We start from the raw sequence: 25,446 nt of genomic DNA, 5'->3' as shown, positions 1-25,446 counted from the left end.
TCATTTAATAATGTTCAACTTGATTCTCATCTTTAACATGCCTATACTAGAGACAAACGGAGGTAATTACTATGGCATATACAGCAGATATTCTCGACAGTCTTGTTCCTATTACACAGTTTAACCGCGGTCAGGCTTCCAGGATTTTTGATCGTCTTCATACCGAAAGCCAGCTCATTGTTTTAAAAAACAACCAGCCGGCGGCTATTATCCTGTCTCCATCTGAATTTCAACGTCTGAGTGAAATCGAAGAAGACTATACTTTGCTCCTTGAGGCAACAAGACGCCTTAAAGAAGATTCTTCTTCCACGTCTTCCCGAGAAGAAGTGATGTCTGAACTTAATATCAGTGAGTCAGAGCTTGCTGCCGCAGGGGATGTAGTGATTGAATGAGCTGGCAAGTCGAATATTTGGAAGAGGCCAAAAAGGATCTGAAAAAGCTGGATCGAAGTGCTCAAATTATCGTTATCTCCGCACGAGCAGACGAGCAGGTATATATAGAGGCTACCAAACGGAGAACGAAGCACGAACTGTAAGCTACATATTGTTATGACCAAAAGAGGGACTGCAAAAAATTGCAGTCCCTCTTCATGTGAAAGTATTTTGATTCACAACATTCAAAAACTCTTACAAATGTGCTATTCAACTTATCCTTAGCATTTTTATTTCTTCAAAATTTCATTAACGTTTTCCTTGGTATACACTACATTCGTTTCAATAACTTCCTTAGGAACAGACTGTCCGTAAATCAAATTAGAGCAAAGGTCTGCAGAAATCTTATCCTGATCCTCAGTTCCCTGGGAAACTGTTCCTGTCCGTCTGATCCCATTGATCCGAGAAGCTCAACAATATTTCCCTTTCCGTTAAGGTCTTCCATAACCTTCTTCATTAATGCAGCACCTGTAGATTCATTATCTGCTCCAACACCGGAACGAATTGTCGAAAACATTCTCGGTCAAGCAGTTTTCTTCTGCTGACGAAGAATGAAGTTCCGCAGGACGCACATACTCCCGATAGGAGAGTATAGAAGTGCACCCTTTAGTTCCTAAAGGGATTTTATCAGTTCGACAAACTGGAATTTGTTTGTACAATGTTCAAGATATAACTGTTATTATGTCTTGATTAGAGTACAAACTCATATAAGAGGAACTTCCTCGGTACTCCAATATCAACATATGTGATTTCAACCTTATCCACATACTTAAATCCAAATGACATATACATTTTCTGTGGAATATCATTTCCCTCTATGCAATCAAGACGAATTGATTTAAGCTTTCTTTCCCTTGCTGTGTCTATTGCGTGTTGAACTAACTGCTTCGAGTATCCACGACCTCCATATTCCGGAAGGACACGCAAGGCATGAAGAACTACTGTCTCATTATCATTTGCATCAATAAGCCATTTAACTGCGTGATACGCCTCATCACGATCATGATTCATAATATACGCCGCAACAATTCGACCATCTTCAATACCGATAAACTGATTTTTCTCTTTGATTGCATCTTTGATCATTTCATCCGGAGGGAAACCACCTTTATCTCCCTCCGGCAGAAAATCTTTTCCGCTCAAAACTTTACACATACCGTCATAAAACTGTCGCAATTCTATAAAATTTTTCTCTTCTGCATATCTGATAATCATAGAAATCTATCCCTCCAACTTCCGATTTGTTGCACAATTATCGTATTCAAATTATACTATAAACCTTGTGAACAATTCTACCGCAGCTTTGGACTATGATGGAGTAAACTTACTGTCAGTTAGCGAGCTTCAAAAATACACCTTGATAAAGGTCCTCAACTTTTCAATTATCTTATTATCATTTTTATGTCATATCAAAATTTTATAATAAACAGTAAGAATATTTTATTTTCTCCCATAAAAAAGGTTCTGCACCTCATTGCAATCACCTCTGTAATTATACTTTCTATTCATTGAAAATTTCTGTCCATTACAGCAGATTTACCTCAATGTTTGCAACATTAAAGACTTCTTTTTCCCTATCAAAATTGCGATCAAAGGGATAATGAAAACAGGTAAGAACATAATCTCCTCTTCTTCAAACATGGAGGACATCTTCTTCATACTAAGCTCCGGATCTGCAACAGCTTTCTTATGTTTATGCAGAAACACCATCCAGAGAATCCCCTCCATCAGCTTTGCGTTAGTGTAGAAACTGGTTCCCTCAAAAAATAGATGGTTGAATGCAATATCATCATATTTGAGAAGCTGTAGAAGAACCCCCCACCCAGTGAAGCTCCGTATTCGAAAGAGAGCTCCGTGATATTTTTTTCAGCCAAATACTCATGGATCTGTTTTGCCTCGTCAGCAGCACTTTTATAAGTATCCTTATCGGCATCGCCGTGCGCTGAGAGATCCGGTGCGAGATAACGGTATTCCTCTCCAATGATGTCAGCAATAAATGTCTTCATACCGTTTGCTGACGAAAGCATCGGATGAATCAGAAGAATCACGTCCTCTTTTTCGTTATTCCAATCATGCATTATCATTTTCGAAATACCTCACAAGGAATCCCATAGTTATTTGAATTCATTTCTGTATTATATTCCAATATCATACTGTTTTACATTAACAAATTCATTTTCTTGGTTTTACAGTAAAAATACATACAACAATTATTAGTGTGTATTTTTACTGTAATTAGTTCTTTATTTTTCCTTTGAATGAAGCTATAATTAAAGCTAAACTATACATAAAACAATATTGTGTGTATATATACTTTAAGGAGTTTATCATGATACTTTCCTATCAAGAATGCCTCGATAAATATGGCAGTGATTACAAGTTAAAAAAAGAACTTTCCGACGGAAAACTTTTCATGGAAGAAAAAGGATTGTACTCCACTAAGCGAAATGCCACCGAGCTGGATCTTATTATGAAAAAATATCCTAGAGCAGTCTGTACCGGATATAGTGCATTTTATTATCATGCTTTAACAGATGTTATTCCGGAGCATTATTATCTTGCAACAATTAGAACAGACACACGAATCCGAGATACTCGTATAAAACAATCCTATGTTAAAGAAGAACTCTTTAGAGCAGGTATCGATACGCTTAAATACAACAGTTCAACAATACGAATTTATAACTGTGAACGAATGTTAATTGAGCTCCTTCGATTCCGCTCCAAATTACCTATGGATTATTATAAGGAGATTATTCGAAATTATAGAAAGTTATCCTCAAAAATGGATTTTAACCTAGTGGAAGACTATGCCTTAAACTTCCGAAATACTTCAAGTCTGATGGATATGGTACAAAGGGAGGTGCTTTAAATTGAATTTGTACAACGAAATCAAGAAGATAAAAGAACGGGGTTACAACGAAGCCAGTGCTCAATCAAAGCTGGGACAAGATATTATTTTAAAGGCTATCCATGACAGCGGAATGGCCAAAAGTACTACCATCAAGGGTGGAGTAGTCATGAGAAGCCTCTCAAACAATTCTCGAAGAGCAACCCAAGATCTCGACCTTGATTTTATTTGCTATTCTATCGGCGAAGAATCTATACGGAAATTTGTAGAACAATTAAATTGCATTAAAGGACTTACAATTAAACTTACCGGCAATATCACAGAATTAAATCATCAAGATTATAAGGGAAAGCGTATCACCATTTCTCTTGTAGATACCGAAGAAACAACCATATCCTTAAAGATGGATATCGGTGTACAGAGGGATCTCTCCATGAAACAGGACGAGTATACCTTTGTACTTGATTTTCAGGAGGATACTATAAAACTACTGGTTAATTCTCCTACACAAATATTTTTAGAAAAGCTTAAATCTATACTGCGTTTTGGAAGCCAAAATACTCGATATAAGGATATATTTGATATTTGCTATTTAAGTGATTTTATTAAAATAGAGCAGTTAAATAGTTTTATGCCCAAATACATTTATGATGATCCTACATTACATATATCTTCTAAAGACGATATATTAAATCGTATCCATCGTATATTCCATAACTCACAATATTTAAACAATTTACAAAAATCCGAAAAGAACTGGCTTGATATAACCACCGAAGATGCTATAGATAAAATTCTAAAATGTCTTCAAAAATTAGATTAACGAAGAGGAAATGCAAATCTTTCTGTCTCTCTTCTTAATTCTGATTTCTTGATTTTTTTAATAATATCTAATATGCTAAAACAATCTTTATAGAATATTTTTGCCAAGTTTATACATTAAGGGATTGAGGTTGGCTATGAAAAAGATTGAACCACCCTACAGCCTTGATTTACAAGGGGTGTAGGGCGGTTTTTATCAATACGTTTTTCCTATAAGCCAACTCTTAATATAACTTCGCTCCTGCCGGAATATGGTTATCTACCATCAGCAAGTGCAACTCTTCCTCATCACTATCCTTCTTCTGGTTAATGGCGGAAAGTAGCATACCGCAGGACTCTACTCCCATCATTGCTCTTGGGGGAAGATTGGTGATGGCAATCAAGGTCTTTCCAACCAGCTCTTCCGGCTCGTAGTATGCATGAATTCCGGAAAGGATCGTTCTGTCGCTTCCGCTTCCGTCATCCAAGGTAAACTGTAAAAGCTTCTTACTCTTTGGAACAGGAACACAATCCTTTACCTTTACCGCACGGAAGTCAGATTTACTGAAGGTCTCGAAATCCACAGTCTCTTCAAACAATGGCTCGATTTTCACATTGCTGAAATCAATCTTATTATTTGGAGTAAAGAAACCGGTGTTGGCATTTCCTGCCTCGCCCTCTTCTCCCTTCTTTCCCTCATCCTTCTTCTCTAAGGACTTCATTGTGGGGAAGAGCAGTACGTCACGGATAGATGCCGCATCGGTAAGAAGCATTACCAGACGGTCAATACCGTAACCAATTCCTCCAGTAGGAGGCATTCCGATTTCCATAGCGTGTAAGAAATCTTCGTCGGTGTGGTTTGCTTCTTCATCTCCCGCATCCGCCAGAGCATCCTGCGCCTTGAAACGTTCTCTCTGGTCGATAGGATCGTTTAGCTCGGAATAAGCATTGGCCATCTCTCTTCCGTAGATAAAGAGCTCAAAACGCTCTACCTTGGATGGGTCAGATGGCTTCTTCTTGGTAAGGGGAGAAATCTCCACCGGATGATCCATAATAAAGGTTGGCTGTACCAGCTTCTCCTCACAGTACTCCTCGAAGAAAAGGTTTTCAATGTCTCCGATACCATGATGCTCTTCGTAGGCAATTTCCTTTTCCTTCGCAAGGGCTCTTGCCTCTTCTAAAGTCTTAATCTGATCAAAGTCAATGCCTGCATATTCCTTGATTGCCTCTGTCATGGTCAAGCGACGGAAAGGACTCTCCAAATCAATGGGAGTTCCCTGATAACTGATGTGCAGAGTCCCGCAAACCTTTTCTGCAAGATAACGGAACATGGACTCGGTCAGCTCCATCATTCCTTCGTAGTCTGTATATGCCTGATACAGCTCCATTAAGGTAAATTCCGGATTATGTCTGGTGTCAATTCCCTCATTACGGAATACTCTTCCGATCTCATAAACTCTTTCCATGCCGCCGATGATCAGACGTTTTAGATAAAGCTCTAAGGAAATACGAAGCTTTACGTCTTCATTTAAGGCATTGTAGTGGGTTTCGAAGGGACGAGCTGCTGCACCGCCGGCATTTTCCACCAGCATCGGTGTCTCCACCTCCAAGAAATCTCTTCCGGCAAGGAAGTTACGGATTTCCCGAAGAATCTGAGAACGCTTCATGAAAACGGTACGACTGTCCTCATTCATAATCAGGTCTACATAGCGCTGACGATAACGGGTGTCAGTATCAGTCAGTCCATGGAACTTCTCAGGAAGTGGGTACAGAGACTTGGAAAGCAGGGTAATCTTCTCTCCGTGAACGGAAATCTCTCCCATCTGGGTCTCGAAAACATAACCTCTAACTTCCACGATGTCGCCAAGGTCCAGCTTCTTAAACTTCTTATATTCTTCTTCCCCGAGACTTTCCCGGCTTACATAAACCTGGATTCTGCCGTCTCTATCCTGCAAATGCATAAAGCTGGCCTTACCCATGACACGCTTGGATAAAATACGTCCTGCAATCACAACCTGCTGATTCTCTAAGCTCTTGAAATTCTCTTTGATCTCAGTAGAATGATGGGTCTGTTCAGCTTTGGTAATTTCAAACGGATCTTCCTTAGCTGCCTGATACTCTGCCAACTTATCATATCTGGCCTTCAAAATGTGGTTCATGTCCACCGGTGCATTTCCCTTTTGCTTTTCCTGCTCTCCCATCCTTCTATCCTTTCTTTACACTGTTCTGTTGCTACTTATTATACTTTCACTAAATTATCCCTTTATAGAAGCATACCTTCTTTGAGACAATTATTTTGAATTGTTCTACTCCGAACGGCTCTTTACTGAACTATTCTTCGTTGGATTTTTCTACAGAAAGTACTTTATATTCCAAAACTCCAGCCTGGGTCTCTACGGTAACCTCATCTCCAACCCTGTGACGCAATAAAGCCATACCTACCGGAGATTCGTTGGAAATCTTTCCCTGTAAAGAGTTTGCCTCTGTGGAACCTACAATCATGTATTCCACTTCTTCGTCAAATTCCTTGTCGAACAGCTTTACCTTACATCCGATATTAATGGTGCCTTCTTCCGCATCATCTACTACTTCCGCATTTTTCAACAAGGACTCGATGGCAACGATTCTTTCTTCGATTTCTCTCTGCTCATCCTTTGCTGCATCATACTCAGCATTCTCAGACAAATCTCCCTGTTCCCGGGCTTCCTTAATCTTTTCTGCAATCTCTTGTCTCTTATTCACCTTTAAATTATGAAGTTCACTCTCTAACTTATTTAATCCTGCCCTGGTAAGGAGGTTTTTCTTTTCTTCAGCCACCTGCTATCCTGCCCTTTCTCTAAAACTGCAATGACGGCTTCTGGAAGACCCAGAAGCCGTTTCATCCAATGATTCGATGTAGTATTCTAGCAACGGAAGCTTGATAAGTCAATGATTTTCCTTGTTTCTTGCGGGATTTTCCAGCTTTTTTTATTCCTTCTTTCATCCTTTTTTCTTCCATTGCCATTTTAAAAAAATCTTTTTTTATTTTCGAAAAATACTAAGCTTTCTCCACTTAAAAGGAAGCGCAAAAACTGCAGTTTCCGCGCTTCTGATGCTTCACAGAAAGAATGATTATAATAAGCTCTTGAACAGCTCCTGAATATCCTCCAGCTTAGGATCTCTTGGGTTTCCGGGTCTGCAAGCATCATCCATGGCAGACTGAGACAGAAAATCTACATCCTCAAGCTTCACAATGTTCTTCAAATCTTTAGGAATACCTACATCCTCAGCCAGCTTCTTTACCGCATCAATCGCAGCCTTTTGGTACTCTTCCTTACTCATCTTCTCTGTATCGGCAACGCCCATAGCCTTTGCCACATCTCTTAACTTCTCTCCTACCGCATCCTTATTGTATTCCATAACGGTGGGAAGGATGATGGCGTTTGCCACACCGTGAGGAGTATCATATAAGGCGCCTAAGCCGTGCGCCATGGAGTGAACTATACCCAATCCGCAGTTAGAGAATCCCATTCCGGTGAGGTACTGCCCTAAAGCCATTCCCTCTCTACCCTCAGGAGTATTTTCCACTGCCCCCCTAAGGGACTGTGCAATCAGCTCAATAGCCTTTAAGTTAAACATATCGGTAATGGTATTGGCCCCCTTGGTGGTATAGCCTTCAATAGCGTGGGTCAGCGCATCCATTCCGGTGGATGCGGTAAGTCCCTTTGGCATACTGGACATCATATCCGGATCCACAAAAGCCACTACAGGAATATCGTGGGGATCTACGCAGACAAACTTTCTCTTCTTTTCCACGTCAGTAATAACATAGTTAATGGTTACCTCTGCTGCAGTTCCTGCTGTTGTGGGAATAGCAAAAATAGGTACTGAAGGCTTGGTTGTTGCAGACAATCCTTCTAAGCTTCTTACATCCTCAAAGGCAGGGTTGGCAATGATAATGCCGATAGCCTTGGAGGTATCCATGGAAGAACCTCCTCCGATAGCAATGATATAGTCTGCACCGGAATTTTTAAATGCAGCTACGCCGCCCTGTACATTTTCAATGGTAGGATTTGCCTTGATCTCGGAATAAATCTCATAGGGAAGCGCTTCCTTATCCAGTAAATCTGTCACTTTTTTGGTCACATTAAACTTAATCAAGTCCGGATCAGAGCAAATGAAGGCCTTCTTAAAACCGCGACGCTTTGCTTCCTCTGTAACACTTAAGATTGCTCCCTTTCCATGATAGGATACTTCATTCAGTACAACTTTGTTTGCCATATTATCCTCCTAATGAAATAAATAAATTCTTTTACACGACTCCCTTTTGCAACATAATATTGCCGTAGAGAGCCTTTTCCGATGTAGCGATAATCAAATAGCAGGTCTTTGCCTCTTCATAAAAAGCAAAGCGCTCAATGCTGCCAATGGATTTTTCTCTGGAATCATACTTTGTCACAATCGCCTTAAACTCCTCCCAGATAGGGGTAGCTACTTGATCTCCCGGTACCTTTTCCATGATTTTCACAGGGCTTTCCGTGTAAGTATCCAAGGGAAAAAGCTGTAAAATCGCATCCAAGATTTCACAAACTCCATGACCGTCCATACGAATCACATGGGCATTGGCTCCCACGGTATGGGAGGGAAAATTCCCATCCGCAATCAGGACTCTGTCTGAATGTCCCATCTCACATAAGCGCTTTAAAAGTTCCGGGGAAAGAATTGCAGGAATTCCTTTTAACATCTTTTCCTCCTTTTTTATAAACGAGGCATCGCCTTACGGCGATACCTCGTTTTCACTGCAGATTTCTAAGTGGAAAAGGACTCAGTCATAACCAAGTGATTTCTCTCTTAAAAGTCTGCCCTATTCCATTTTTAAAGAATGTACTATTTACCTTGTGTTTTAAATTACTCGTAAAGACATGGAGCAATCTTCTCATCTTCCATGTTGTCCTTGTTGTACCAAAGGGCACCGGTATCCACGTCAGATACGCTTTCTCCCTTTGCTGCCTTTACAGCAAGTTCCACTGCCTTGAATCCGATTTGTACAGGATCCTGTGTAACAGAACCAGCAAACAAGCCATCTCTAATAGCCTGTAACTGCTTGCTTCCTGCGTCAAATCCTACTGCAACAACCTTACCTTCACCAATCTTATCCAAACCTTCATTCGCTGTGATAATAGCATTTGCAGCGAACTCATTGGAGCCGTAGATAGCGATAAGGTCGGACTTCTCTAAGATAGCGGAAGCAACTGCAGCACCGTCAGCATCCTTAACTTCTGCAGGGATACCTACATCAATGATAACCTTTGCGCCGGACTTTTCCTTCTTCAAGCTGTCGTGTCCTTCTACAGAAACCTTATCTGCCCCGATAAGCTCTGTCATAGCCTCTACGAATCCCTTAGTTCTTTCTACGATAGACTGAGAGTTGGATTCCTGAGCAACTACACCGATTCTTACAGTATCAGATGCACCGTCAATCTTATCCTTGATTAAAGCATAAGTCTCTTTTGCAGCAAGCTTTCCTGCCTCATAGTTGTTGGTGGAAGCATTTGCCTTGATAGCACCTTCCGGAGCATCAGGTACACCGGAGTCAAATCCGATAATGGGAATGCCCTTATCCATTGCATTCTGGATAGATCCAATAGAAGCCTGAGTATCCAGTGCCGCAAGACAGATTGCTGTTGGTTGCTGAGCGATAGCTGCATCCAAGTACTCAACCTGCTGTGCAATAGCAGACTCATTGTCCGGTCCCTGGAAGGAAACTTCTACACCATATTCTTTTCCTGCCTGCATTGCTCCCTTTTCAACCGCCTTCCAGAACTGGTGCTGGAAGCCCTTGGCAATGACGTTAATCTTCTTACCTTCTCCGTCCATCTTGCTTTCAACGCTTTCAGCATTTTGCTCTGCTGCAGAGCTTCCTGCTGCTGCAGTAGTGCCCTCGGACTTTGCGGAAGAACCTCCACATGCTGCCAGAGACAGGACCATCATACCCGCCAGTGCAACCGCCATAATTCTTTTTTTCATCTTTCTTTCCTCCTTATACCTTTCTTTTTCTGTTTAAGATATCCATATACACAGCAAACACTAAAATGATTCCTGTGATAAAGAGCTGATAGTGAGACTGTACGCCGATATAGGGGAAACCGATTTTCAGTACTGTCATGATAAACACACCGATGATGGTTCCCAGGATGGAACCCACTCCTCCGGAAAGGGAGGTTCCGCCGATTACAACTCCGGCAATGGCATCCAACTCAAATCCGTTTCCGGTATTGGGCTGTGCTGTAGAGAATACCGCCACATAGGCAATTCCTGCCAAAGCGGCAAAGAAGCCGGAGAAAACATAAGCCAAGGTTTCATATTTCTTTACATTGATTCCGGAAAGTCTGGTTGCTTCCTTATTGGATCCGATGGATAGGATATATCTTCCAATTCTGGTCTTGTTTAAAACGACTGCCATGATAATGGCACAGAACGCCAAAAGCAAAAATCCTGTAGGGAAGTTTTTGGGGAATATCCCGCCTTCCTTCGTCACCATAAAGATTTCTCTAAACCATGCTCCCTCTGCAGAACCCTGGGGGAAGGAAATGGTTTTTGTCTTAGAAACGATGGAGCCCAATCCTCTGGATACCATCATGGTTCCCAAGGTGGCGATAAAGGCCGGAAGTTCCAAACGGGAAACCAAAATGCCGTTAATCAATCCAAACAAAGAACCGCAAAGCAGAATTACCAATAGTACCAATGGCATTGGCAAACCGTTTTCCATGAGTGTTCCGCCTATTAAGGCACAACAGATGGCTACCGTTCCGATAGATAAGTCAATTCCTCCTGTGGAAATAACAAAGGTAACACCGATTGCCATGAATGCTACATAGTAGGCAGACTTGGAAATGTTAGTAAAGGTGGTTCCTTGTAAGAACTTGTCTGTCAGTAGTGAGAAAACCACACATATAATGACTAGGGCAGCAACTACTACTGCCTGTTGGTTTGAAAATAACTTTTTAATCTTCACCTTTATTCCCCCTGTCTATTCGTAGCACAAGTCATAATGGCTTCCTGGTTGACTTCTGCAATATCCAAGCAACCTGTCACCCTGCCTTCGCACATAACGATGATTCTGTCGCTCATTCTTAAAATCTCAGGCAGCTCCGAAGAGATCATGATAATGGACTTTCCTTCGGAAACCAATCTTTCCATCAGCTCATAGATTTCGCTCTTGGCTCCCACGTCAATTCCTCTTGTAGGCTCATCAAAGATTAAAATCTCCGAATCCTTTAACAACCACTTGGCAATAACCACCTTTTGCTGATTTCCGCCGGATAATTTTTTGATGATTTGGCTAACACTCGGCGTCTTGGTTCTCAATTCTTCCACGTACTTTTCGCTTCGTTCCTTACACTTCTTTTCATCAATGAAGAAGCCCTTTTGGAACTTTTCCAGAGAAGCCAGACAGGTATTTTCCTCAACGGTCTTATCAACCAACAGTCCGTATCTCTTTCTATCCTCGGACAGATAGCCGATTCCTGCCTTTACCGCATCCTCTGTGCTCTGAATATCCACTTCCTTACCGTGAATATAAATTTTTCCGGAATCTCTCTTATCCGCACCGAACAAAAGTCTTGCCACCTCTGTTCGTCCTGCACCCATCAGTCCGGAGAATCCCAGGATTTCTCCCTTGCGAAGTTCGAAGGAAACATCCTTTACGGCCTTGCCCCGGCTTAAATGCTCACATTTTAGGACTACTTCCGCCCCTTCCTTCACCGCCGACTCGGTCTTTGGATCCATAAAGACGGTTCTTCCTACCATCATTTTGATGATATCGTCCTTGGTGCATTCCTTGGTTACCAGGCTTCCCACATACTCCCCGTCTCGCATAACCGTTACTTTATCGGAGATGACATTGATCTCATCCATTCTGTGGGAGATGTAAATGATGCCGGTTCCCTTTTCCCGTAAATCCCGAATGACCTTGAAAAGCTCTTCAATCTCGGAATTACTAAGGGCTGCGGTAGGTTCATCGAAAACAATGACCTTGGCCTGGGTGGAAATCGCTTTGGCAATTTCTACCATCTGCTGCTTTCCTACGGTAAGCTCTCCGATTTTAGCACTGGGCTTAATATGTACATTCAGCTTTTTAAAAAGCTCTTCCGCATCTCTTTCCATCTTCTTATCATCGATAAAGAAGCCGCTCATTCGTTCTTGACCGATGAAAAGATTTTGCGCTACCGTCAAATCATTCATCATATTCAATTCCTGATGGACAATAGCGATTCCTGCTGCTTCCGACTCGGAAACGGATTTATATTCCACTTCTTTTCCTTCAAAGTGAATGCTTCCCTCGTCCTTGGAATAGATTCCTGTTAATATCTTCATGAGGGTGGATTTTCCTGCTCCATTTTCCCCCATCAGAGCTACTACCTCTCCCTTATTTAATTCCAACTCGGCATTCTTAAGTGCTGCAACTCCGGAGAAAGATTTTTTGATATTTTTCATTGATAACAAAGCTTCCATAAAATCTCCCCCCTAGTCTTTTTTCGTGCTCACTCTCTGCCCGTAGGACTTGAATTTTTCAGCCATGAGAGTCATTTCCTCATGGGGTAGAATCACAGGTTCTCCAATCGCCTTAGCCTTGGTATATACCTCGGAGCAATACTCGATTTCTTCGATAATGTTAAAGGCGTTGAGTAAGTCGTTGGCTCCTGCCAAAATTCCGTGATTGGCAAGGATAACCGCCTTTCTATCCTTCATGGCCTCAAAGGCATTTTCCGCAAGCTCCTTGCTGCCGTAGGTAGCATACTTTGCCACCCGAACTGTCTCTCCTGCCACCGCAATCATGTAGTGGGTTGCCGGCAAATCCTCTCTTAAGCAAGCCAGCACAGTTGCATACATGGTGTGGGCATGAATCACCGCATCAATATCATCCCTATACTTATAAGGCATGATGTGCATAGCCCACTCGGAAGATGGAACTCTATTTCCCTCTACCGTATTCCCGTCCAGGTCAATGATAACAATGTCCTCAGGCTGAATCTCAAAAAAATCGATTCCGGAGGGAGTGATTGCTACATTTCCTGTAGCTCTGTCAAAAATACTAAGGTTTCCCCCTGTTCCCTTGGTAAGTCCCGCTTCTACCAATTTCTTTCCGTACTCAATAAGAAGCAGTCTTTCCTTTTCCATTAACATAAGTCTTCCTCTTTTCTTACCGATTCTCTAAAAAGTTTTATCCTCCATTTTCTTGCGAATAGAATAAAACTTCTATAATTTTTAAGCCCCGGCTCCCCTCTACGGGGAGCCTTCAGCATTTTTCTACTTATACAAAGGTCCGTAGTAAGCGCAGGCTCTGTAGTCCTGTCCCTCTAAATCCGCTGTGCCGAAGCCGTTGAAGGAGTGAGGTCTGAAGATTCTTCCCTCTTCCACGTTGTGGAAGGCTACGGGAATTCTCAGCATGGAAGCTAAGGTCAAAAGTCTGTCTCCCACATGACCTTCTACTGTTGCACCATGGTTTGCGCCCCACTTAGCCATTACGTTATATACGGAATCTGCCGCTCCAACCCCAATCTTTGGTGCAAACCAGGTGGTTGGCCAGGTCTTACTGGTTCTCTCATCCAAAATCTTATGAACTTCATCCTCCAGTACACAGGTATGTCCTTCAATCACCTGTAAAGTTGGTCCAACCCCCTCTACCATATTTACACGAATCATGGTTACAGGCATCTCTGCCGCTGTCTTGAAGTGGGAGGAGAATCCGCCGCCTCTAAAGTACTCATAGTCTGCTCTGCACCAATCGGTAGCTTCGCAGCAAGCCTTGATATCTTCCTTGGTAAGATTCCACCATTCCTTCATGGTGCCCTTTCCGTTTGCGTCCTTTGCCGCCGCACTGGCATCTAAGCAGCTTGCCCCGGAGTTAATCAGGTGGATAATTCCGTTCTTTGCATGGCCACTAAGCTCCTTACCGCTGACTCTCTTTACCGCATCCGGAGACCAGTAGGTTCTTACATCGGAGAAGATGGGAGCCTTTCCTGTGGAAAGCCATCCAAACATCATTGCCACACCGTTTAAGGTATCGTTCTCTGTGGCAAAGGGAGTGGGCATCTTCTTTCCGTTCCAGTTAAAACCGGAGGCCATGATTGCCTCGGTAAAGTCCGCATTGGGAAGCCAGTCTGTCCACATTCTCTGTCCCTGGAATCCGCCTGCAATAGCATTTCTTCCCAGGGCCTCTTCATGCCAGCCAAGGGCACTTAACTTTGGATTTCCGTAGAGAATATCTCTGACAATCAGCACATGCTTTACACAGAACTCCCACTGCTTGTCATCCGGAATATATCTGGACTTGGTGATAACTTCGGGGAAATTCTTTCCGGCATTGATATCCATACCTTCTTTACAGTATTCCTTTACCCAAGCCAATGCCTTCTCATATTCTTCATGGTCATAGATTTCCAGATTGATTCTGCGAAGAACCTCTGTCATGTCTACCCACTCTGTTCTCATTCCCAAATACTTTTGCAGGAAGTCTACATTTACCACACTACCTGCGATACCCATGGATACCGCACCGATATTCACATAAGACTTGTTCTTCATAATTCCTACGGCAACCGCAGCTCTGGCAAAGTCCAAAATCTTCTTCTGTACATCTTCTGTGATAGTAGTTTCATCCTTGTCCTGCACTTCGGTTCCATAGATGGAGAAGGCAGGAAGACCTCTTTGTGCGTAAGCCGCCATAACTGCCGCCAGATATACCGCTCCCGGTCTTTCTGTTCCGTTAAATCCCCAAACCGCCTTGATGGTATTGGGATTTAAGTCCATGGTCTCTGTTCCGTAGCACCAGCAGGGAGTAACTGTCAGGGTTCCCACTACATTTTCCTTGGAAAAATACTCCTCGCAGATTGCCGCTTCTCCACCGCCCCCGATGGTTGTGGGAGAAATCACTACCTCCACAGGCTCTCCGTCTGGATAACGAAGATTCTCCGAAATAAGTTTTGCCGCTCTCTTCGCCATGTTCATGGTTTGTTCTTCTAAAGACTCTCTTACGCCACCCCATCTTCCGTCAATGGTGGGTCTAATGCCGATTCTTGGATGATTCATATTGCCTCCTTTATAGTTAAAACACTCTATTACCTTAGATTCTCTTGTCAGAAAGAATACTCCCGAATTTCCGATGCCTCGTAAATCAGCCTTCTTCCCTCTTCCAAACTTCCAATCTCCCCTTCTTTTTGTAAAAGCAGGAGAATATTTCCCAGGGCGGAACTTTCATAAGGTCCTGCCTTGACCTTTAGCCTTAAGTTCTTGGCTATCTTTTCCGCCAGGTACTCTGACCTTGCCCCTCCTCCAATCATCTGAAGTTTGGAGAAAGTCTTGCCTAAAATGCCCTCTATATCCTCTTTCACTTCTCTGTATTTTTCCACCATGCTGGCATAAATCAGAGTAAAGTAGGAAAAGTCATCCTTAGGAGGCTGTCCACCCTTGGCTAGAAGATAAGCATCAATTTCTTGCTTTACCTTTATGCCCTCTCTTCCAAAAACTTCTGCGTCCATGTCCAGTAGACTTTCGGGCTCAGCATCTTTTTGTACAAAGGCTGTAATCTCAGAAAAAGCAATCTTTCTTCCCAGTCTTCCTTCCAACTCCTCCTTGTACTTTTCCAACAGATACAGTCCTGTAATATTTTTAAAGAAAAGAGTTTCCGACTGATAACTAAGCTCATTGGTAAGATTCCTCTCATAGGCTTCTTTACTGACCAATGCCTTCTCTACAGAAGTTCCGATTAAGGACCAGGTACCGCAACTTAGGAACAAGGACGGATTCTCTGCATCTCTTTCCGTCATCAAAAGGGCACTGGCTGTATCGTGTCCGCAAACCGGAATCACGTCTATGGATAAGCTTCTAAGTCTCTCCAGCCTTGCATTCTTGGTATTTCCCTTCCATTCTCCCGCTCGAACAATTTTGGGAACCAACTCCTTCTTTAATTGAAGTTTGGAAAATAGATGGTCGGAAACGGCCTTTTTCGATAAATCGTATAAACCTGTTGTAGACCAAATGCTTTCCTCTCCAATCTTTTCTCCTGTTAAAAGGTAGAAAAGCAGATCCGGAATCATTAAGAGCTTATCAGCCTTCTCATAAACTTCCGCTTCCAAGTTCTTTAAGGCCAGCAGCTGATAGACTGTATTGATGGTCATAATCTGATTTCCGCTGTTTTGGAAAAGCTCAAATTCCTCCATTAGGGCCTTGGCCTCTTCTCTGCCCTCAGAAAACTTTTCATCTCTGTAACAGTGGGGCGCTTGCAGCAGATTTCCCTCCTTGTCAATGAGGCCAAAATCCACGCCCCAAGTGTCAATCCCGATACAGGATACATCCGGATTTTCCAAGATGGTCTCCTCAATCTTTCCGGCAAGACTTTCCCAATCCCAGTAGAGTCTTCCCTCCCTTTTTTGAATCTTATGGGCCATTCGCATGACTTCTTTGGTGCAAAACTTACCATCTTCTATATAAGCTAAAATACCTCTGATGGAGGTAGCCCCCATATCAAATGCCAAAACCTTTTTCATAATCCTATCTCCAAATAATAGCTCTATATCCGAGAAATGCTTAGGAGTAAGCCCTTCCCCGCTACTCCTTATAAATGATTTTTCAAGTCATTTTTTAATATCCAGAATATAGCATATTTCATAAAATAATTATATCTTTGAACATTTTATTGGAAATATTTCCTATTTCTGTGCTATACTGTCCAAGAATGAACATTTTTGTTCATGGCGAATAAGGAGAAATAAATGGGGATAAATGAAAGAAAAAGAGAAATTGTAGAAAGCCTCAATCAACATAACGGCTTTGCCAGTATCAATTACCTAAGCAAGAAGCTTTATGCTTCCCGTTCTACGATTCGAAGAGACCTGATGTCTCTGGAAGAAGATGGCATACTGAAGCGTTCCCACGGTTATGTTTCTTTGGTGGTAAAGTCTGCGAAAGAAAGCCCTATCAGCATGCGGCAAATAGAAAATCTGGATAAAAAACAAATCATTGCAAGAAAAATGGAGCCGCTAATCAAAGACGGAATGGTAATCTTCTTGGACTCCTCTTCCACCGTTTGTCAGCTGGCTCCTATTTTAAAGACGAAGCAGCACCTTACCATCATCACCAATGGCATCAATATTGCCAATGAATTATCCCATGCGCAAAACCTTACCTGCTTTCTTTGTCCGGGCGTTCTGAAGCACAAGAGTCTTTCTATTGTGGGAGAGTTCACCTCCCAATTTATCAAGAATTTTCATGCAGAGCTTGCCATCCTTTCCTGCAAAGCTATTCAGGAAAAGGGCATTTTCGAAGGAGACGATTCCCAGGGTTTAGTCAAAAAAAGCATGATGGAAAATGCGGAAAAAACCATCCTGCTTTGTGATAGCACAAAGGAAAATGCTGTTGGCTTCTTTAAGCTGGCAGACTTTCACGCCCTGTCCTGTCTGGTATCGGATGCCCCCTTCTCCCCCTCCTTACAGAGGGCTTTGAAGGAGCAGATTCCAATGCTTTTTTACTAATATGAAATAGAAAAAATCAATCTTTTTGACAAATATAAAAGCTTTCCACAGCATAGCTTAAACGAGAGGCAATCTGAGCCCGTTGGCACTTGCGAAAAACAAATGAAATGAAGTTTTTCGCTTAGTGTCCACTACGAAGGCGAAGTTAGCGGGAGCGTGCCTCGAATTTAAGCTATGCTGTGGAAAGCTTGTTTACATAAGTCCACCCAAAATTTTTTATTTTCTATAGTTCCCTAACCATTTGGAACACCTTCTCCAAGTCATTTTCCGTATTCACCCTCTGTCTCCAGCGGGCAGCATTCTCCAAACCTTCCATATACCAGGAAAGGTGCTTTCGCATTTCCAAGAGGGCAAGATGCTCTCCCTTAATCTCCACCATCAGCTTTAGGTGCCGAAGCATCATTTCCTTTCTTTCCGAAATGCTCACCGGCTGAAGCTTCTTCCCTTCGGAAAGAAAACTCCTACATGCTCGAATCAAAAAAGGATTTCCTTGTATGCCACGGGCCAGCGCTATACCGTCTACCCCAGTGGAAAGGAGCATGGCCAGAGCATCTTCTTCTTGGAAAATGTCTCCGTTTCCAAAAACGGGAATCTTCACCGCCTCCTTGGCTTTCTTTATATATTGCCAATTGGCCTTTCCCCTGTAATATTGCTCTCTGGTTCTACCGTGAATGGTCACGGAAGCCACCCCGGAGGCCTCTGCCATTTTCGCAAATTCTACCACATTAATGGCATCATCCGTAAAGCCGATGCGAAACTTAACTGTGAGAGGCTTCTTCAAGGCTTTTGCCATTGTGCTTAAAACCTGTTCTGCCAAAGGAAGATTTGTCATTAAGGCTGACCCCTCCTGATTCCGTACTACCTTGGGAACAGGACAGCCCATATTTACATCTATACAGTCAAAGTCCTCTTCAATTCGGCAGGCCATTTCCGCCATCAAGGCTGGATCTGATCCGAAAAGCTGCGCCGAAACAAGCCCCGGCTCTCCCTTATGATAAAGCAGGGAATCCGTATTCTGATTCCCATAGTAAATGGCTTTTGCTGACACCATTTCCGTAAAGGATAAACTTAATCCCATTTCTTTACATAGAATACGGTAGGGAAGGTCTGTCACTCCCGCCATGGGAGCCATCAGAATATTACCGGGGAGCCTGCAATCCTTTAAGGAAATGGGCTGAAAGAGACTGTCTCTCCCCTCTTCTTCCCTCTTTTTCAAGGCCTCCTCATAGGAAAAGTCGGAAATCCCATGGCTTTTCACGATTTCTTCTATTTTATCTTTTTCTACAAAATATTTGATACTGTCCTTCTTTCTATTTTCCCGATAGCACAAGTTCAAACGTAGCTTCGGCAGAGCCCATACGGTTCTTTATACTATTCTCTATGCGGTTCTTTATACTGTTCTCCGAAATTTCTCTTATTTCTTCTCCAAATTCTTTAGTCCCGCATAATACTCTTCCAATTTGGAAAAGAGTTCCTTGTAGTCCTTTTGAATCTGCTTTTTCTTTAACTCTGCCCCTATCGGGTCATAAAGATAGTCTGTTTCTTCCGCAATACTGATAAGCTCCAGCCTTCCTTCTTCTCCGAATTGCATCAGAAACACGCCGCCGATTTCCTCCGTATACGTCACTGTTATTTTTTGCAGACTTTCTTGTACCTCTTTGGGCAGGAGGGAAAAGCGGGGATTGAAAAAATACTGTTCTCTATAGGAATTGGCCCCGCAGAGCACCTTCTCTTCTTCTCTTCTTAACGCTTCCTGATTCATATCCTTTTCGTCCATTTCCTTACTCCTTTCGGATTTTTAAACCTGCCCCATCATAGCATAAAATAAAAAAGAGGGAAAGAATGCAGAATCTCTTCCGACTTCTTCCCTCTATTTGCTATTCCATAGAACTAAAACAAAAATAAACGAAAATTATTTTTTCTTCTTATCTTACCAGAAGCTGAGCGATACGATACTGTTCTTCGGAAATATCCTTCTTCATACGTAAAGCTTCCTGGATGTCATAATCCACAAATTCGCCCTTCTTGTAAGCCACAAGGCGGTTGGACTTCCCTGCCAAAAGCAGTTCTACCGCTTTCGCTCCCATAATGGAGGCATAATAACGGTCCTTACAGGTGGGAGATCCGCCTCTTTGCATGTGTCCCAAAATAGTGGCTCTGGTTTCAATACCGGTTGCCGCCTCGATGCGCATAGCCATGGAGGAGGAATGTCCAATTCCTTCAGCATTGATAATGATGTAATGCTTCTTTCCTCTTTTTCTGCTTTCGATAATACGGTTAATGATGGCCTGCTCGTCTCCATCATACTTCTCCGGCAGAAGAATTTCTTCCGCACCATTTGCCACACCACACCAAAGGGCGATATAGCCTGCGTGCCTTCCCATTACTTCGATAATGGAGCAACGCTCGTGGGAGGTAGAGGTATCTCGAATCTTATCAATAGCCTGCATCGCAGTATTGATAGAGGTATCAAAACCAATAGTATAATCTGTACAGGCGATATCCAAGTCAATGGTTCCGGGAACGCCGATGGTGTTAATGCCTAAAGCGGAGAGCTTTCCGGCACCCATGAAGGAGCCGTCTCCACCGATAACCACAATGCCGTCGATGCCGTGCTTCTTACAGATTTCCGCACCTCTCTTCTGGCCTTCGGTTGTGGTAAACTCCTTACATCTGGCGGTATACAATACAGTACCTCCACGGCTTACTATATCGGAAACAGAGTGGCTGTCCAATTCTTTGATTTCTTCTTCTAAGAGTCCTGCATAGCCACGCATAACCCCCTTAACCTTTAGGCCATTGTGAATCGCGGTTCTTACCACGGAACGAATAGCCGCATTCATTCCGGGAGCATCCCCTCCGGAAGTTAAAACACCAATTGTTTTTACTGCTTTCCCTGCCATAACTGCCTCCAATCTACCTTACTGTTTTGATTTTATTCTTTACCGTTTCTCTATACCGGTTTTTCCACACACTGCACATTGTATGTACCCGGCATATATCCCGGTCATGCAACTTGCCCGAGTCTCTTCTTGTGATATACCATTCTTATCAATATCCGTTATGCAGTGTAACTCGTCATGTATTTATTTCTGAACAAGTACACTATATTACTCTATCCTTACGCATTTTTCAAGGATTTTAGCTGTTCTTTCACATTTTCCGGACCTACAATTTTTGCAAGATTTTCCAGCAATTCTTGGGAAGATTGTACAGCATATAGCTTCCCTAAGCGCTTAATGGCCTTCTCCTTCCGAAGGTAAATGGCCACGGTGCTTTCGCCCCCCTCTTGAGACAGACATTCCAAAACTTCCTTTTCCTTCTCCAGATAGGCCTCTTTGTCGGAAAATTGCAACCAAATTTCTTTCGGCAAATTTTCAAAAGCTATAATTTTTTCCGCAATCAATTTCCCGTTGGCTTCATCATTCATCTGCACTCTGCCGTAGACAAAAACTTTCTTGTCCTCCTGAATCAGCTCCTCCGTAAGCTCGTAGGTCTTAGGGAAAACCACCACTTCCATGGAGCCTGTATTGTCTTCCAATGTCACAAAGGCCATCATGTCATTTTTCTTGGTAATCCGCCTGTTAATTCCGGTAATCATTCCTCCCACGGTACATTGCTCCATATCGGAAAGCCGATTCTCCTCTTCCATTACCTCCAAGGAAAAATCTCTGGCTCTTCTGGTGCAGACCTGTTTCAAAAGGGCTCTGTCACTATCCAGAGGATGTCCGGAGAGATAAACACCTAAAGCATCCTTTTCATTTCGTAAAAGTTCTGCCTTGGGAAATTCTTCCAAATCCGGAAAAATCAGCTCAAATTCCTGTCTTTCCTCCGCCTCTTCTCCTAAAAGATCCAAAAGGCTCATCTGCCCGGCAATCTGGTCCTTCTTTCCCTTCTGCAAATCCTCCAAAACCTCCGGAAGCATCACCAGCTTTTCCCTTCTGTTTCCTTCCAGATTGTCAAAGGCTCCTGCATGGATAAAGGACTCCATGGCTCTTCTGTTAATACCTCTTTGACTTAGTCGCTGTACCAAATCTTCAAAATTTCTAAAGGGTCCGTTCTTTCGTTCCAGAATAATCTGTTCCGCGGCGGATCTTCCTACGCCCTTTACTGCGGAAAGGCCGTATCGAATCTTTCCATCCTTCACGGAGAAGCCCACCTCCGCCAGTTGAATATCCGGCGGCAGTATCTCTATTCCCTGTTCTCTGGCTACCTCGATATACTCAGCGGTTTTCACCGTGTTATCCATAAAGGAGCTCATGGTGGCGGCGTAGAATTCCGGAGCATAGTAATATTTTAGGTAGGCGGTTTGATAGGAAAGAAGAGCATAGCTTACCGCATGGGACTTATTGAAGGCATACTTGGCAAAGTCAATCATCTTGTCATAAATCCGATTGGCCACCTCTTCGGAAATTCCCTTGGAAATACAGCCTGCAATGCCTTCTTTTTCATTGCCGTAGACAAAGCTCTGCCTTGCCTCCTCCATGACGGAGGTCTTCTTCTTGGACATAGCTCTTCGTAAGAGATCTGATCCTCCCATGGTAAAGCCGGCCAGATCTCGCACAATCTGCATAACCTGCTCCTGATATACGATTACCCCATAGGTATTTTGCAGGATGGATTCCATTTCCTTACAATCGTAATGTACCGTAGCAGGGTTCTTCTTTCCGGCAATATAATCCGGAATAAAGTCCATGGGACCCGGTCGATACAGAGCCACTCCTGCAATAATATCATCCAAACAGGAGGGCTGTAATCGCTTCATAAAATTAACCATGCCTGCAGATTCCAACTGGAAGACTCCTGCACAGTCCCCCTTGGACAGCATGGTGTAGACCTTGGCATCATCATAGGGAAGCTTGTCTAAATCCAGCTTTATCCCGTGATTTTCCTCTATAAAATGAAGGGCATCCTGAATCACCGTCAGAGTTCTAAGGCCTAAAAAGTCCATCTTTAATAGCCCCAGCTCCTCTATAGTAGTCATGGTAAACTGGGTGGTAATGGAACCGTCGGAGCCTCTGGACAGGGGCACATAATCGGAAACCGGACTTCCGGCAATCACCACTCCTGCCGCATGCATGGAGCTGTGCCGGGGAAGCCCCTCCAAACGAAGACACATGTCTATCATTTGCTTGGTTTCCTCTTCCGTATCGTAGAGATTCTTTAATTCTTTACTGACACTCAACGCCTTTTCCAGAGTCATATTTAATTCGTTTGGCACAAGCTTTGCCAGCTGGTCACATTTGGCATAGGGAATATCCAGTACCCTGCCCACATCTCGGATGACTCCTCTTGCCGCCAGGGTTCCGAAGGTAATAATCTGGCTGACCTGCTCTTTTCCATACTTTTTTCCTACATAGTCAATAACTTCCTGTCGTCTTTCGTACTCAAAGTCCACGTCTATATCCGGCATGGTCACACGTTCCGGATTTAAAAAACGCTCAAAAAGCAGCTGATGCTCTATCGGGTCCACATCCGTAATGCCTATGGCGTAAGCCACAATAGAGCCCGCCGCAGAGCCTCTTCCAGGTCCCACCGCTATGCCATGGGTTTTGGCAAAATGAATATAGTCCCAAACCACCAAAAAATAGTCCACAAAGCCCATATCGGAAATGGTATTTAACTCATAATAGAGCCTGTCCTTATTTTCCTGCCAACTCTCCCCATAGCGTTTCTCCAAGCCCTTAAGACAAAGCTCCTCCAAATAGCTGTAAGCGGTATGCCCCTCCGGCACAGGGTATTTGGGCAAATGATATTCCCCGAAAGTAATATTCACCTGACAGCGCTTGGCAATCTTCCCGGTATTTTCTAAAGCTTCCTTCGCATAAGGAAACAGTTCTTCCATCTCCTCTTCGCTTTTGATATAGAACTGTCCACCGGGATAGCGCATCCTATCCTCGTCCATCAGTTTTTTACCGGTCTGCAAGCAAAGCAGGATGTCATGGGCCTTGGCATCCTCCTTATAAGTATAGTGAATATCATTGGTCACCACCAAGGGAATCCCGGTTTCTTCATGGAGGCGTAACATCCCCTGATTCACCAGTTTTTGCTCCGCATAGCCGTGGTCCTGCATTTCCAAAAAGAAATTTCCCTTTCCGAAAATGCCTTCATAGCGAAGTGCCGCCTGCTTTGCCTCCTCATATTGGGAAAGCCGAAGATTTCTGGACACCTCTCCTGCAAGACAGGCGGATAGAGCAATGATTCCCTCATGGTATTTTTCCAAAACCGCGTAGTCTACTCTGGGCTTATAGTAATAGCCTTCCGTGAAGCCCAAGGACACCAGCTTCATCAGGTTATGGTATCCTATATCATTTTCCGCAAGAAGCACCAAATGATAATATCTGGCCTCCCCCTTTTGGATAAAGCGTTCCTCCATGGAACGACTTAAATAAATTTCCGAGCCAAGAATTGGGTGGATTCCCTGTTTCTTTGCCTCTTTATAGAAGTCTATCACACCGTACATTACCCCATGGTCTGTAAGGGCAATGGAATCCATTCCCAACTCCTTCACCCTGGCAATCATCTCCGGAATCTTTCCGGATCCATCCAACAAACTATAGCTGCTATGTACATGTAAGTGTGTAAATGCCATGTTCTGTCCTTCTATCTGCAAGACCTTCATTCTAAACCCTTTATCCTACCCTCTATACTGTACAGGGTATTTTCCGGATTGCCTAGTCTTTCAGTATATAAAAAGGAGCCCGTTTCCGAGCTCCTCTGTTTAAATCGCTTCTCCAAGAAGATATCCGCTGATTGCTGAAATCGCATCCTCTTCATCTTCTCCCTCTGCAGATACATATAGCTCTGCGCCGTTATTAATGCCGAGTGCCATCATCCCCATAATGGATTTTGCATTTACCCTTCTGCTTCCCTCAGACATATAGATGCTGGATTGAAAACGACTGGCAATTTGTACGAGCATCGCCACCGGATGATCATCTGTTTTGTTTGTTAAGTTAACGGTTACATTACTGTCTTTCATGGTCTGTGCCTCCCTGGTGCATTTGAGCTCCCTAAACGCAGAGTGTTGCCACTCCATCCTCAGTTCCAAAGCTGTCTGTCTAAATTGTCTTGAAAATGCAGGCCTAACCAATGTACCTTTGCGAGGAAAGCTCCTCTTTTGCATATTTTATTTTTTTAATCCTATTTCTTATGCGAAGCGGATTGTTCCTCCCGAAGTTCTTTTGCAATTCTGGCCAATTTACGCAGGCGATGATTAACCCCGCTCTTTCCGATAGGGGGTTCCAATCCCTGTGCGAGTTCTTCCAAAGAAGCATCCGGATATTGCAAACGACGTTTTGCCACCTCTTTAAGAGCCTTCTCCAGTTGATCCAGTCCTAAGACCTCCTCGATGTATTGAATTTCTTCCTGCTGCTTTAAGCTGGCTTTTACTGTGCGATTAATGTTAGCGGCTTCAAAGTTTACGCGCCGGTTCACATTTTCGCTGACCTCCTTTAAAATGCGGGCATTCTCCAATTCCATCAAGGCATCCACTGCCCCTAAGAGTTTTAAAACATCTGCGATCTCCGAAGCATCCTTGAGATATACCATATGATTTTTGCCTCTTTTTCCCTGCTTTGGATGTAGAGAATAATGTCGTAGAATCTCTTCTACTTCCCTACCGTCCTCTGCTTTAGAAAAAACAAATTCCAAATGATATTCTTTTTGGGGATTAGTTAAAGAAGCGTTAGAAAGAAAAATCTGTCGTAGTTTTTCCCTTCTTCCCTTCTCATCATCCGTCCTAATTTTAAAGGTTTTTTCTAATGCTGTAAAGTCTATTCTCCTAAGCTCCTCCTTAACTTTCTGGGAAAAAGAGGCTTTTTTTGCTTGTTTTTCTACTGTCATCTCTCTT

The 25,446-nt window shown here is 43.1% G+C and carries 26 protein-coding genes; 5 read left to right on the top strand and 21 right to left on the bottom strand.

The features are described 5' to 3' along the window. The first annotated feature begins 71 nt into the window (after positions 1-71). Complete coding sequence (locus tag HNQ46_RS00485) at positions 72-392, top strand: type II toxin-antitoxin system Phd/YefM family antitoxin (protein WP_183681522.1); 321 nt, start codon at positions 72-74, stop codon at positions 390-392. After that, positions 389-535, top strand: coding sequence for a response regulator (locus HNQ46_RS00480; protein ID WP_183681519.1), 147 nt, complete (start codon positions 389-391; stop codon positions 533-535). Before HNQ46_RS00485 ends, HNQ46_RS00480 begins: the two co-directional genes overlap by 4 nt. Positions 536-747: 212 nt before the next feature. Here HNQ46_RS00480 and HNQ46_RS00475 read toward each other — a convergent pair whose 3' ends face one another. The 4 genes from HNQ46_RS00475 to HNQ46_RS00465 form a co-directional block, all read right to left on the bottom strand. Continuing rightward, positions 748-888, bottom strand: a complete 141-nt coding sequence (locus HNQ46_RS00475) for a hypothetical protein (protein WP_183681516.1) — start codon at positions 886-888, stop codon at positions 748-750. A 233-nt stretch (positions 889-1,121) separates the two neighbouring features. Beyond that, positions 1,122-1,646, bottom strand: coding sequence for a GNAT family N-acetyltransferase (locus HNQ46_RS00470; protein WP_183681513.1), 525 nt, complete (start codon positions 1,644-1,646; stop codon positions 1,122-1,124). A gap of 321 nt (positions 1,647-1,967) precedes the next feature. Beyond that, on the bottom strand, positions 1,968-2,141 hold the full coding sequence (locus HNQ46_RS11990) for a hypothetical protein (protein ID WP_243155789.1): 174 nt from the start codon (positions 2,139-2,141) through the stop codon (positions 1,968-1,970). A 17-nt stretch (positions 2,142-2,158) separates the two neighbouring features. Further along, positions 2,159-2,515 carry an alpha/beta fold hydrolase gene (locus HNQ46_RS00465; RefSeq protein ID WP_243155788.1) on the bottom strand — a complete coding sequence of 119 codons (357 nt, stop codon included), beginning with the start codon at positions 2,513-2,515 and terminating at the stop codon, positions 2,159-2,161. A 245-nt stretch (positions 2,516-2,760) separates the two neighbouring features. Here HNQ46_RS00465 and HNQ46_RS00460 point away from each other — a divergent pair, with 245 nt between their 5' ends. Both HNQ46_RS00460 and HNQ46_RS00455 read left to right on the top strand, forming a co-directional pair. Then, positions 2,761-3,303, top strand: a complete 543-nt coding sequence (locus tag HNQ46_RS00460) for a type IV toxin-antitoxin system AbiEi family antitoxin domain-containing protein (protein ID WP_207719918.1) — start codon at positions 2,761-2,763, stop codon at positions 3,301-3,303. A gap of 1 nt (position 3,304) precedes the next feature. Continuing rightward, positions 3,305-4,105, top strand: coding sequence for a nucleotidyl transferase AbiEii/AbiGii toxin family protein (locus HNQ46_RS00455; RefSeq protein ID WP_183681507.1), 801 nt, complete (start codon positions 3,305-3,307; stop codon positions 4,103-4,105). A gap of 223 nt (positions 4,106-4,328) precedes the next feature. Here the strand turns inward: HNQ46_RS00455 and lysS are convergent, their stop codons facing one another. The 11 genes from lysS to HNQ46_RS00405 form a co-directional block, all read right to left on the bottom strand. Further along, a complete protein-coding gene (lysS, locus tag HNQ46_RS00450) occupies positions 4,329-6,284 on the bottom strand; it encodes a lysine--tRNA ligase (RefSeq protein WP_183681504.1) in 1,956 nt (651 codons plus the stop codon). 130 nt (positions 6,285-6,414) lie between these two features. Continuing rightward, the gene (greA, locus tag HNQ46_RS00445; protein ID WP_007156635.1) at positions 6,415-6,900 is read right to left on the bottom strand and encodes a transcription elongation factor GreA; all 486 of its coding nucleotides are present in this window, start codon (positions 6,898-6,900) and stop codon (positions 6,415-6,417) included. A 61-nt stretch (positions 6,901-6,961) separates the two neighbouring features. Next, positions 6,962-7,087: a hypothetical protein gene (locus HNQ46_RS12145; RefSeq protein WP_279287694.1), complete on the bottom strand. Its 126-nt coding sequence runs from the start codon at positions 7,085-7,087 to the stop codon at positions 6,962-6,964. 107 nt (positions 7,088-7,194) lie between these two features. Beyond that, the gene (fucO, locus tag HNQ46_RS00440; RefSeq protein WP_183681501.1) at positions 7,195-8,343 is read right to left on the bottom strand and encodes a lactaldehyde reductase; all 1,149 of its coding nucleotides are present in this window, start codon (positions 8,341-8,343) and stop codon (positions 7,195-7,197) included. Positions 8,344-8,374: 31 nt separating this feature from the next. Continuing rightward, entirely contained in the window at positions 8,375-8,806 is a 432-nt protein-coding gene (locus HNQ46_RS00435; protein ID WP_183681498.1) for an RbsD/FucU family protein, read from the bottom strand. 164 nt (positions 8,807-8,970) lie between these two features. After that, positions 8,971-10,089, bottom strand: a complete 1,119-nt coding sequence (locus tag HNQ46_RS00430) for an ABC transporter substrate-binding protein (protein WP_183681495.1) — start codon at positions 10,087-10,089, stop codon at positions 8,971-8,973. A gap of 13 nt (positions 10,090-10,102) precedes the next feature. Next, positions 10,103-11,077 (bottom strand): ABC transporter permease, encoded by a 975-nt coding sequence (locus HNQ46_RS00425; RefSeq protein WP_183681492.1) that lies wholly within the window; start codon positions 11,075-11,077, stop codon positions 10,103-10,105. A gap of 2 nt (positions 11,078-11,079) precedes the next feature. Beyond that, positions 11,080-12,576, bottom strand: a complete 1,497-nt coding sequence (locus HNQ46_RS00420; RefSeq protein ID WP_183681490.1) for a sugar ABC transporter ATP-binding protein — start codon at positions 12,574-12,576, stop codon at positions 11,080-11,082. A 12-nt stretch (positions 12,577-12,588) separates the two neighbouring features. Next, entirely contained in the window at positions 12,589-13,248 is a 660-nt protein-coding gene (locus tag HNQ46_RS00415) for an L-fuculose-phosphate aldolase (RefSeq protein WP_183681487.1), read from the bottom strand. Positions 13,249-13,371: 123 nt separating this feature from the next. Beyond that, the gene (locus HNQ46_RS00410; protein WP_183681484.1) at positions 13,372-15,153 is read right to left on the bottom strand and encodes an L-fucose isomerase; all 1,782 of its coding nucleotides are present in this window, start codon (positions 15,151-15,153) and stop codon (positions 13,372-13,374) included. A 47-nt stretch (positions 15,154-15,200) separates the two neighbouring features. After that, on the bottom strand, positions 15,201-16,610 hold the full coding sequence (locus HNQ46_RS00405) for a rhamnulokinase (protein ID WP_183681480.1): 1,410 nt from the start codon (positions 16,608-16,610) through the stop codon (positions 15,201-15,203). Between the two features lie 225 nt (positions 16,611-16,835). Between HNQ46_RS00405 and HNQ46_RS00400 the strand changes: the two genes are divergently transcribed. Beyond that, positions 16,836-17,594: a DeoR/GlpR family DNA-binding transcription regulator gene (locus HNQ46_RS00400; RefSeq protein WP_007156644.1), complete on the top strand. Its 759-nt coding sequence runs from the start codon at positions 16,836-16,838 to the stop codon at positions 17,592-17,594. A gap of 223 nt (positions 17,595-17,817) precedes the next feature. On the opposite strand, the gene dusB is transcribed toward HNQ46_RS00400, so the two are convergent. The 6 genes from dusB to whiA all read right to left on the bottom strand — a co-directional run bounded on the left by dusB (position 17,818) and on the right by whiA (position 25,439). Beyond that, positions 17,818-18,852 (bottom strand): tRNA dihydrouridine synthase DusB, encoded by a 1,035-nt coding sequence (gene dusB / locus HNQ46_RS00395; RefSeq protein WP_183681478.1) that lies wholly within the window; start codon positions 18,850-18,852, stop codon positions 17,818-17,820. 156 nt (positions 18,853-19,008) lie between these two features. After that, positions 19,009-19,371 carry a DUF6145 family protein gene (locus HNQ46_RS00390; RefSeq protein WP_183681475.1) on the bottom strand — a complete coding sequence of 121 codons (363 nt, stop codon included), beginning with the start codon at positions 19,369-19,371 and terminating at the stop codon, positions 19,009-19,011. Between the two features lie 148 nt (positions 19,372-19,519). Further along, positions 19,520-20,497 (bottom strand): 6-phosphofructokinase, encoded by a 978-nt coding sequence (gene pfkA, locus HNQ46_RS00385; protein WP_183681471.1) that lies wholly within the window; start codon positions 20,495-20,497, stop codon positions 19,520-19,522. Between the two features lie 218 nt (positions 20,498-20,715). After that, positions 20,716-24,186: a DNA polymerase III subunit alpha gene (locus HNQ46_RS00380; protein WP_183681469.1), complete on the bottom strand. Its 3,471-nt coding sequence runs from the start codon at positions 24,184-24,186 to the stop codon at positions 20,716-20,718. A gap of 129 nt (positions 24,187-24,315) precedes the next feature. Beyond that, complete coding sequence (locus HNQ46_RS00375; RefSeq protein ID WP_183681466.1) at positions 24,316-24,576, bottom strand: HPr family phosphocarrier protein; 261 nt, start codon at positions 24,574-24,576, stop codon at positions 24,316-24,318. 161 nt (positions 24,577-24,737) lie between these two features. Further along, on the bottom strand, positions 24,738-25,439 hold the full coding sequence (gene whiA / locus HNQ46_RS00370; RefSeq protein ID WP_183681462.1) for a DNA-binding protein WhiA: 702 nt from the start codon (positions 25,437-25,439) through the stop codon (positions 24,738-24,740). Between the last annotated feature and the right edge of the window lie 7 nt (positions 25,440-25,446).

It is taken from the genome of Oribacterium sinus (assembly GCF_014202695.1).
Lineage (GTDB): Bacteria > Bacillota > Clostridia > Lachnospirales > Lachnospiraceae > Oribacterium > Oribacterium sinus.
Note: the sequence above shows the minus strand (reverse complement) of the source record. Positions and strands in the feature narration are given on the sequence as shown.

Bases quoted from the DNA above. Each gene is read 5' to 3' on its own strand.
- whiA (WP_183681462.1), bottom strand. From the start codon at position 25,439: ATGACAGTAGAAAAACAAGCAAAAAAAGCCTCTTTTTCCCAGAAAGTT.
- HNQ46_RS00420 (WP_183681490.1), bottom strand. From the start codon at position 12,576: ATGGAAGCTTTGTTATCAATGAAAAATATCAAAAAATCTTTCTCCGGA.
- HNQ46_RS00405 (WP_183681480.1), bottom strand. From the start codon at position 16,610: ATGAAAAAGGTTTTGGCATTTGATATGGGGGCTACCTCCATCAGAGGT.
- HNQ46_RS00380 (WP_183681469.1), bottom strand. From the start codon at position 24,186: ATGGCATTTACACACTTACATGTACATAGCAGCTATAGTTTGTTGGAT.
- pfkA (WP_183681471.1), bottom strand. From the start codon at position 20,497: ATGGCAGGGAAAGCAGTAAAAACAATTGGTGTTTTAACTTCCGGAGGG.
- HNQ46_RS00400 (WP_007156644.1), top strand. From the start codon at position 16,836: ATGGGGATAAATGAAAGAAAAAGAGAAATTGTAGAAAGCCTCAATCAA.
- lysS (WP_183681504.1), bottom strand. From the start codon at position 6,284: ATGGGAGAGCAGGAAAAGCAAAAGGGAAATGCACCGGTGGACATGAAC.
- HNQ46_RS00410 (WP_183681484.1), bottom strand. From the start codon at position 15,153: ATGAATCATCCAAGAATCGGCATTAGACCCACCATTGACGGAAGATGG.
- HNQ46_RS00480 (WP_183681519.1), top strand. From the start codon at position 389: ATGAGCTGGCAAGTCGAATATTTGGAAGAGGCCAAAAAGGATCTGAAA.
- HNQ46_RS00470 (WP_183681513.1), bottom strand. From the start codon at position 1,646: ATGATTATCAGATATGCAGAAGAGAAAAATTTTATAGAATTGCGACAG.
- HNQ46_RS00460 (WP_207719918.1), top strand. From the start codon at position 2,761: ATGATACTTTCCTATCAAGAATGCCTCGATAAATATGGCAGTGATTAC.
- HNQ46_RS00475 (WP_183681516.1), bottom strand. From the start codon at position 888: ATGAAGAAGGTTATGGAAGACCTTAACGGAAAGGGAAATATTGTTGAG.
- fucO (WP_183681501.1), bottom strand. From the start codon at position 8,343: ATGGCAAACAAAGTTGTACTGAATGAAGTATCCTATCATGGAAAGGGA.
- HNQ46_RS00430 (WP_183681495.1), bottom strand. From the start codon at position 10,089: ATGAAAAAAAGAATTATGGCGGTTGCACTGGCGGGTATGATGGTCCTG.
- HNQ46_RS00390 (WP_183681475.1), bottom strand. From the start codon at position 19,371: ATGGACGAAAAGGATATGAATCAGGAAGCGTTAAGAAGAGAAGAAGAG.
- HNQ46_RS00375 (WP_183681466.1), bottom strand. From the start codon at position 24,576: ATGAAAGACAGTAATGTAACCGTTAACTTAACAAACAAAACAGATGAT.
- HNQ46_RS00415 (WP_183681487.1), bottom strand. From the start codon at position 13,248: ATGTTAATGGAAAAGGAAAGACTGCTTCTTATTGAGTACGGAAAGAAA.
- HNQ46_RS00465 (WP_243155788.1), bottom strand. From the start codon at position 2,515: ATGATAATGCATGATTGGAATAACGAAAAAGAGGACGTGATTCTTCTG.
- HNQ46_RS11990 (WP_243155789.1), bottom strand. From the start codon at position 2,141: ATGGTGTTTCTGCATAAACATAAGAAAGCTGTTGCAGATCCGGAGCTT.
- HNQ46_RS12145 (WP_279287694.1), bottom strand. From the start codon at position 7,087: ATGGCAATGGAAGAAAAAAGGATGAAAGAAGGAATAAAAAAAGCTGGA.
- HNQ46_RS00435 (WP_183681498.1), bottom strand. From the start codon at position 8,806: ATGTTAAAAGGAATTCCTGCAATTCTTTCCCCGGAACTTTTAAAGCGC.
- HNQ46_RS00485 (WP_183681522.1), top strand. From the start codon at position 72: ATGGCATATACAGCAGATATTCTCGACAGTCTTGTTCCTATTACACAG.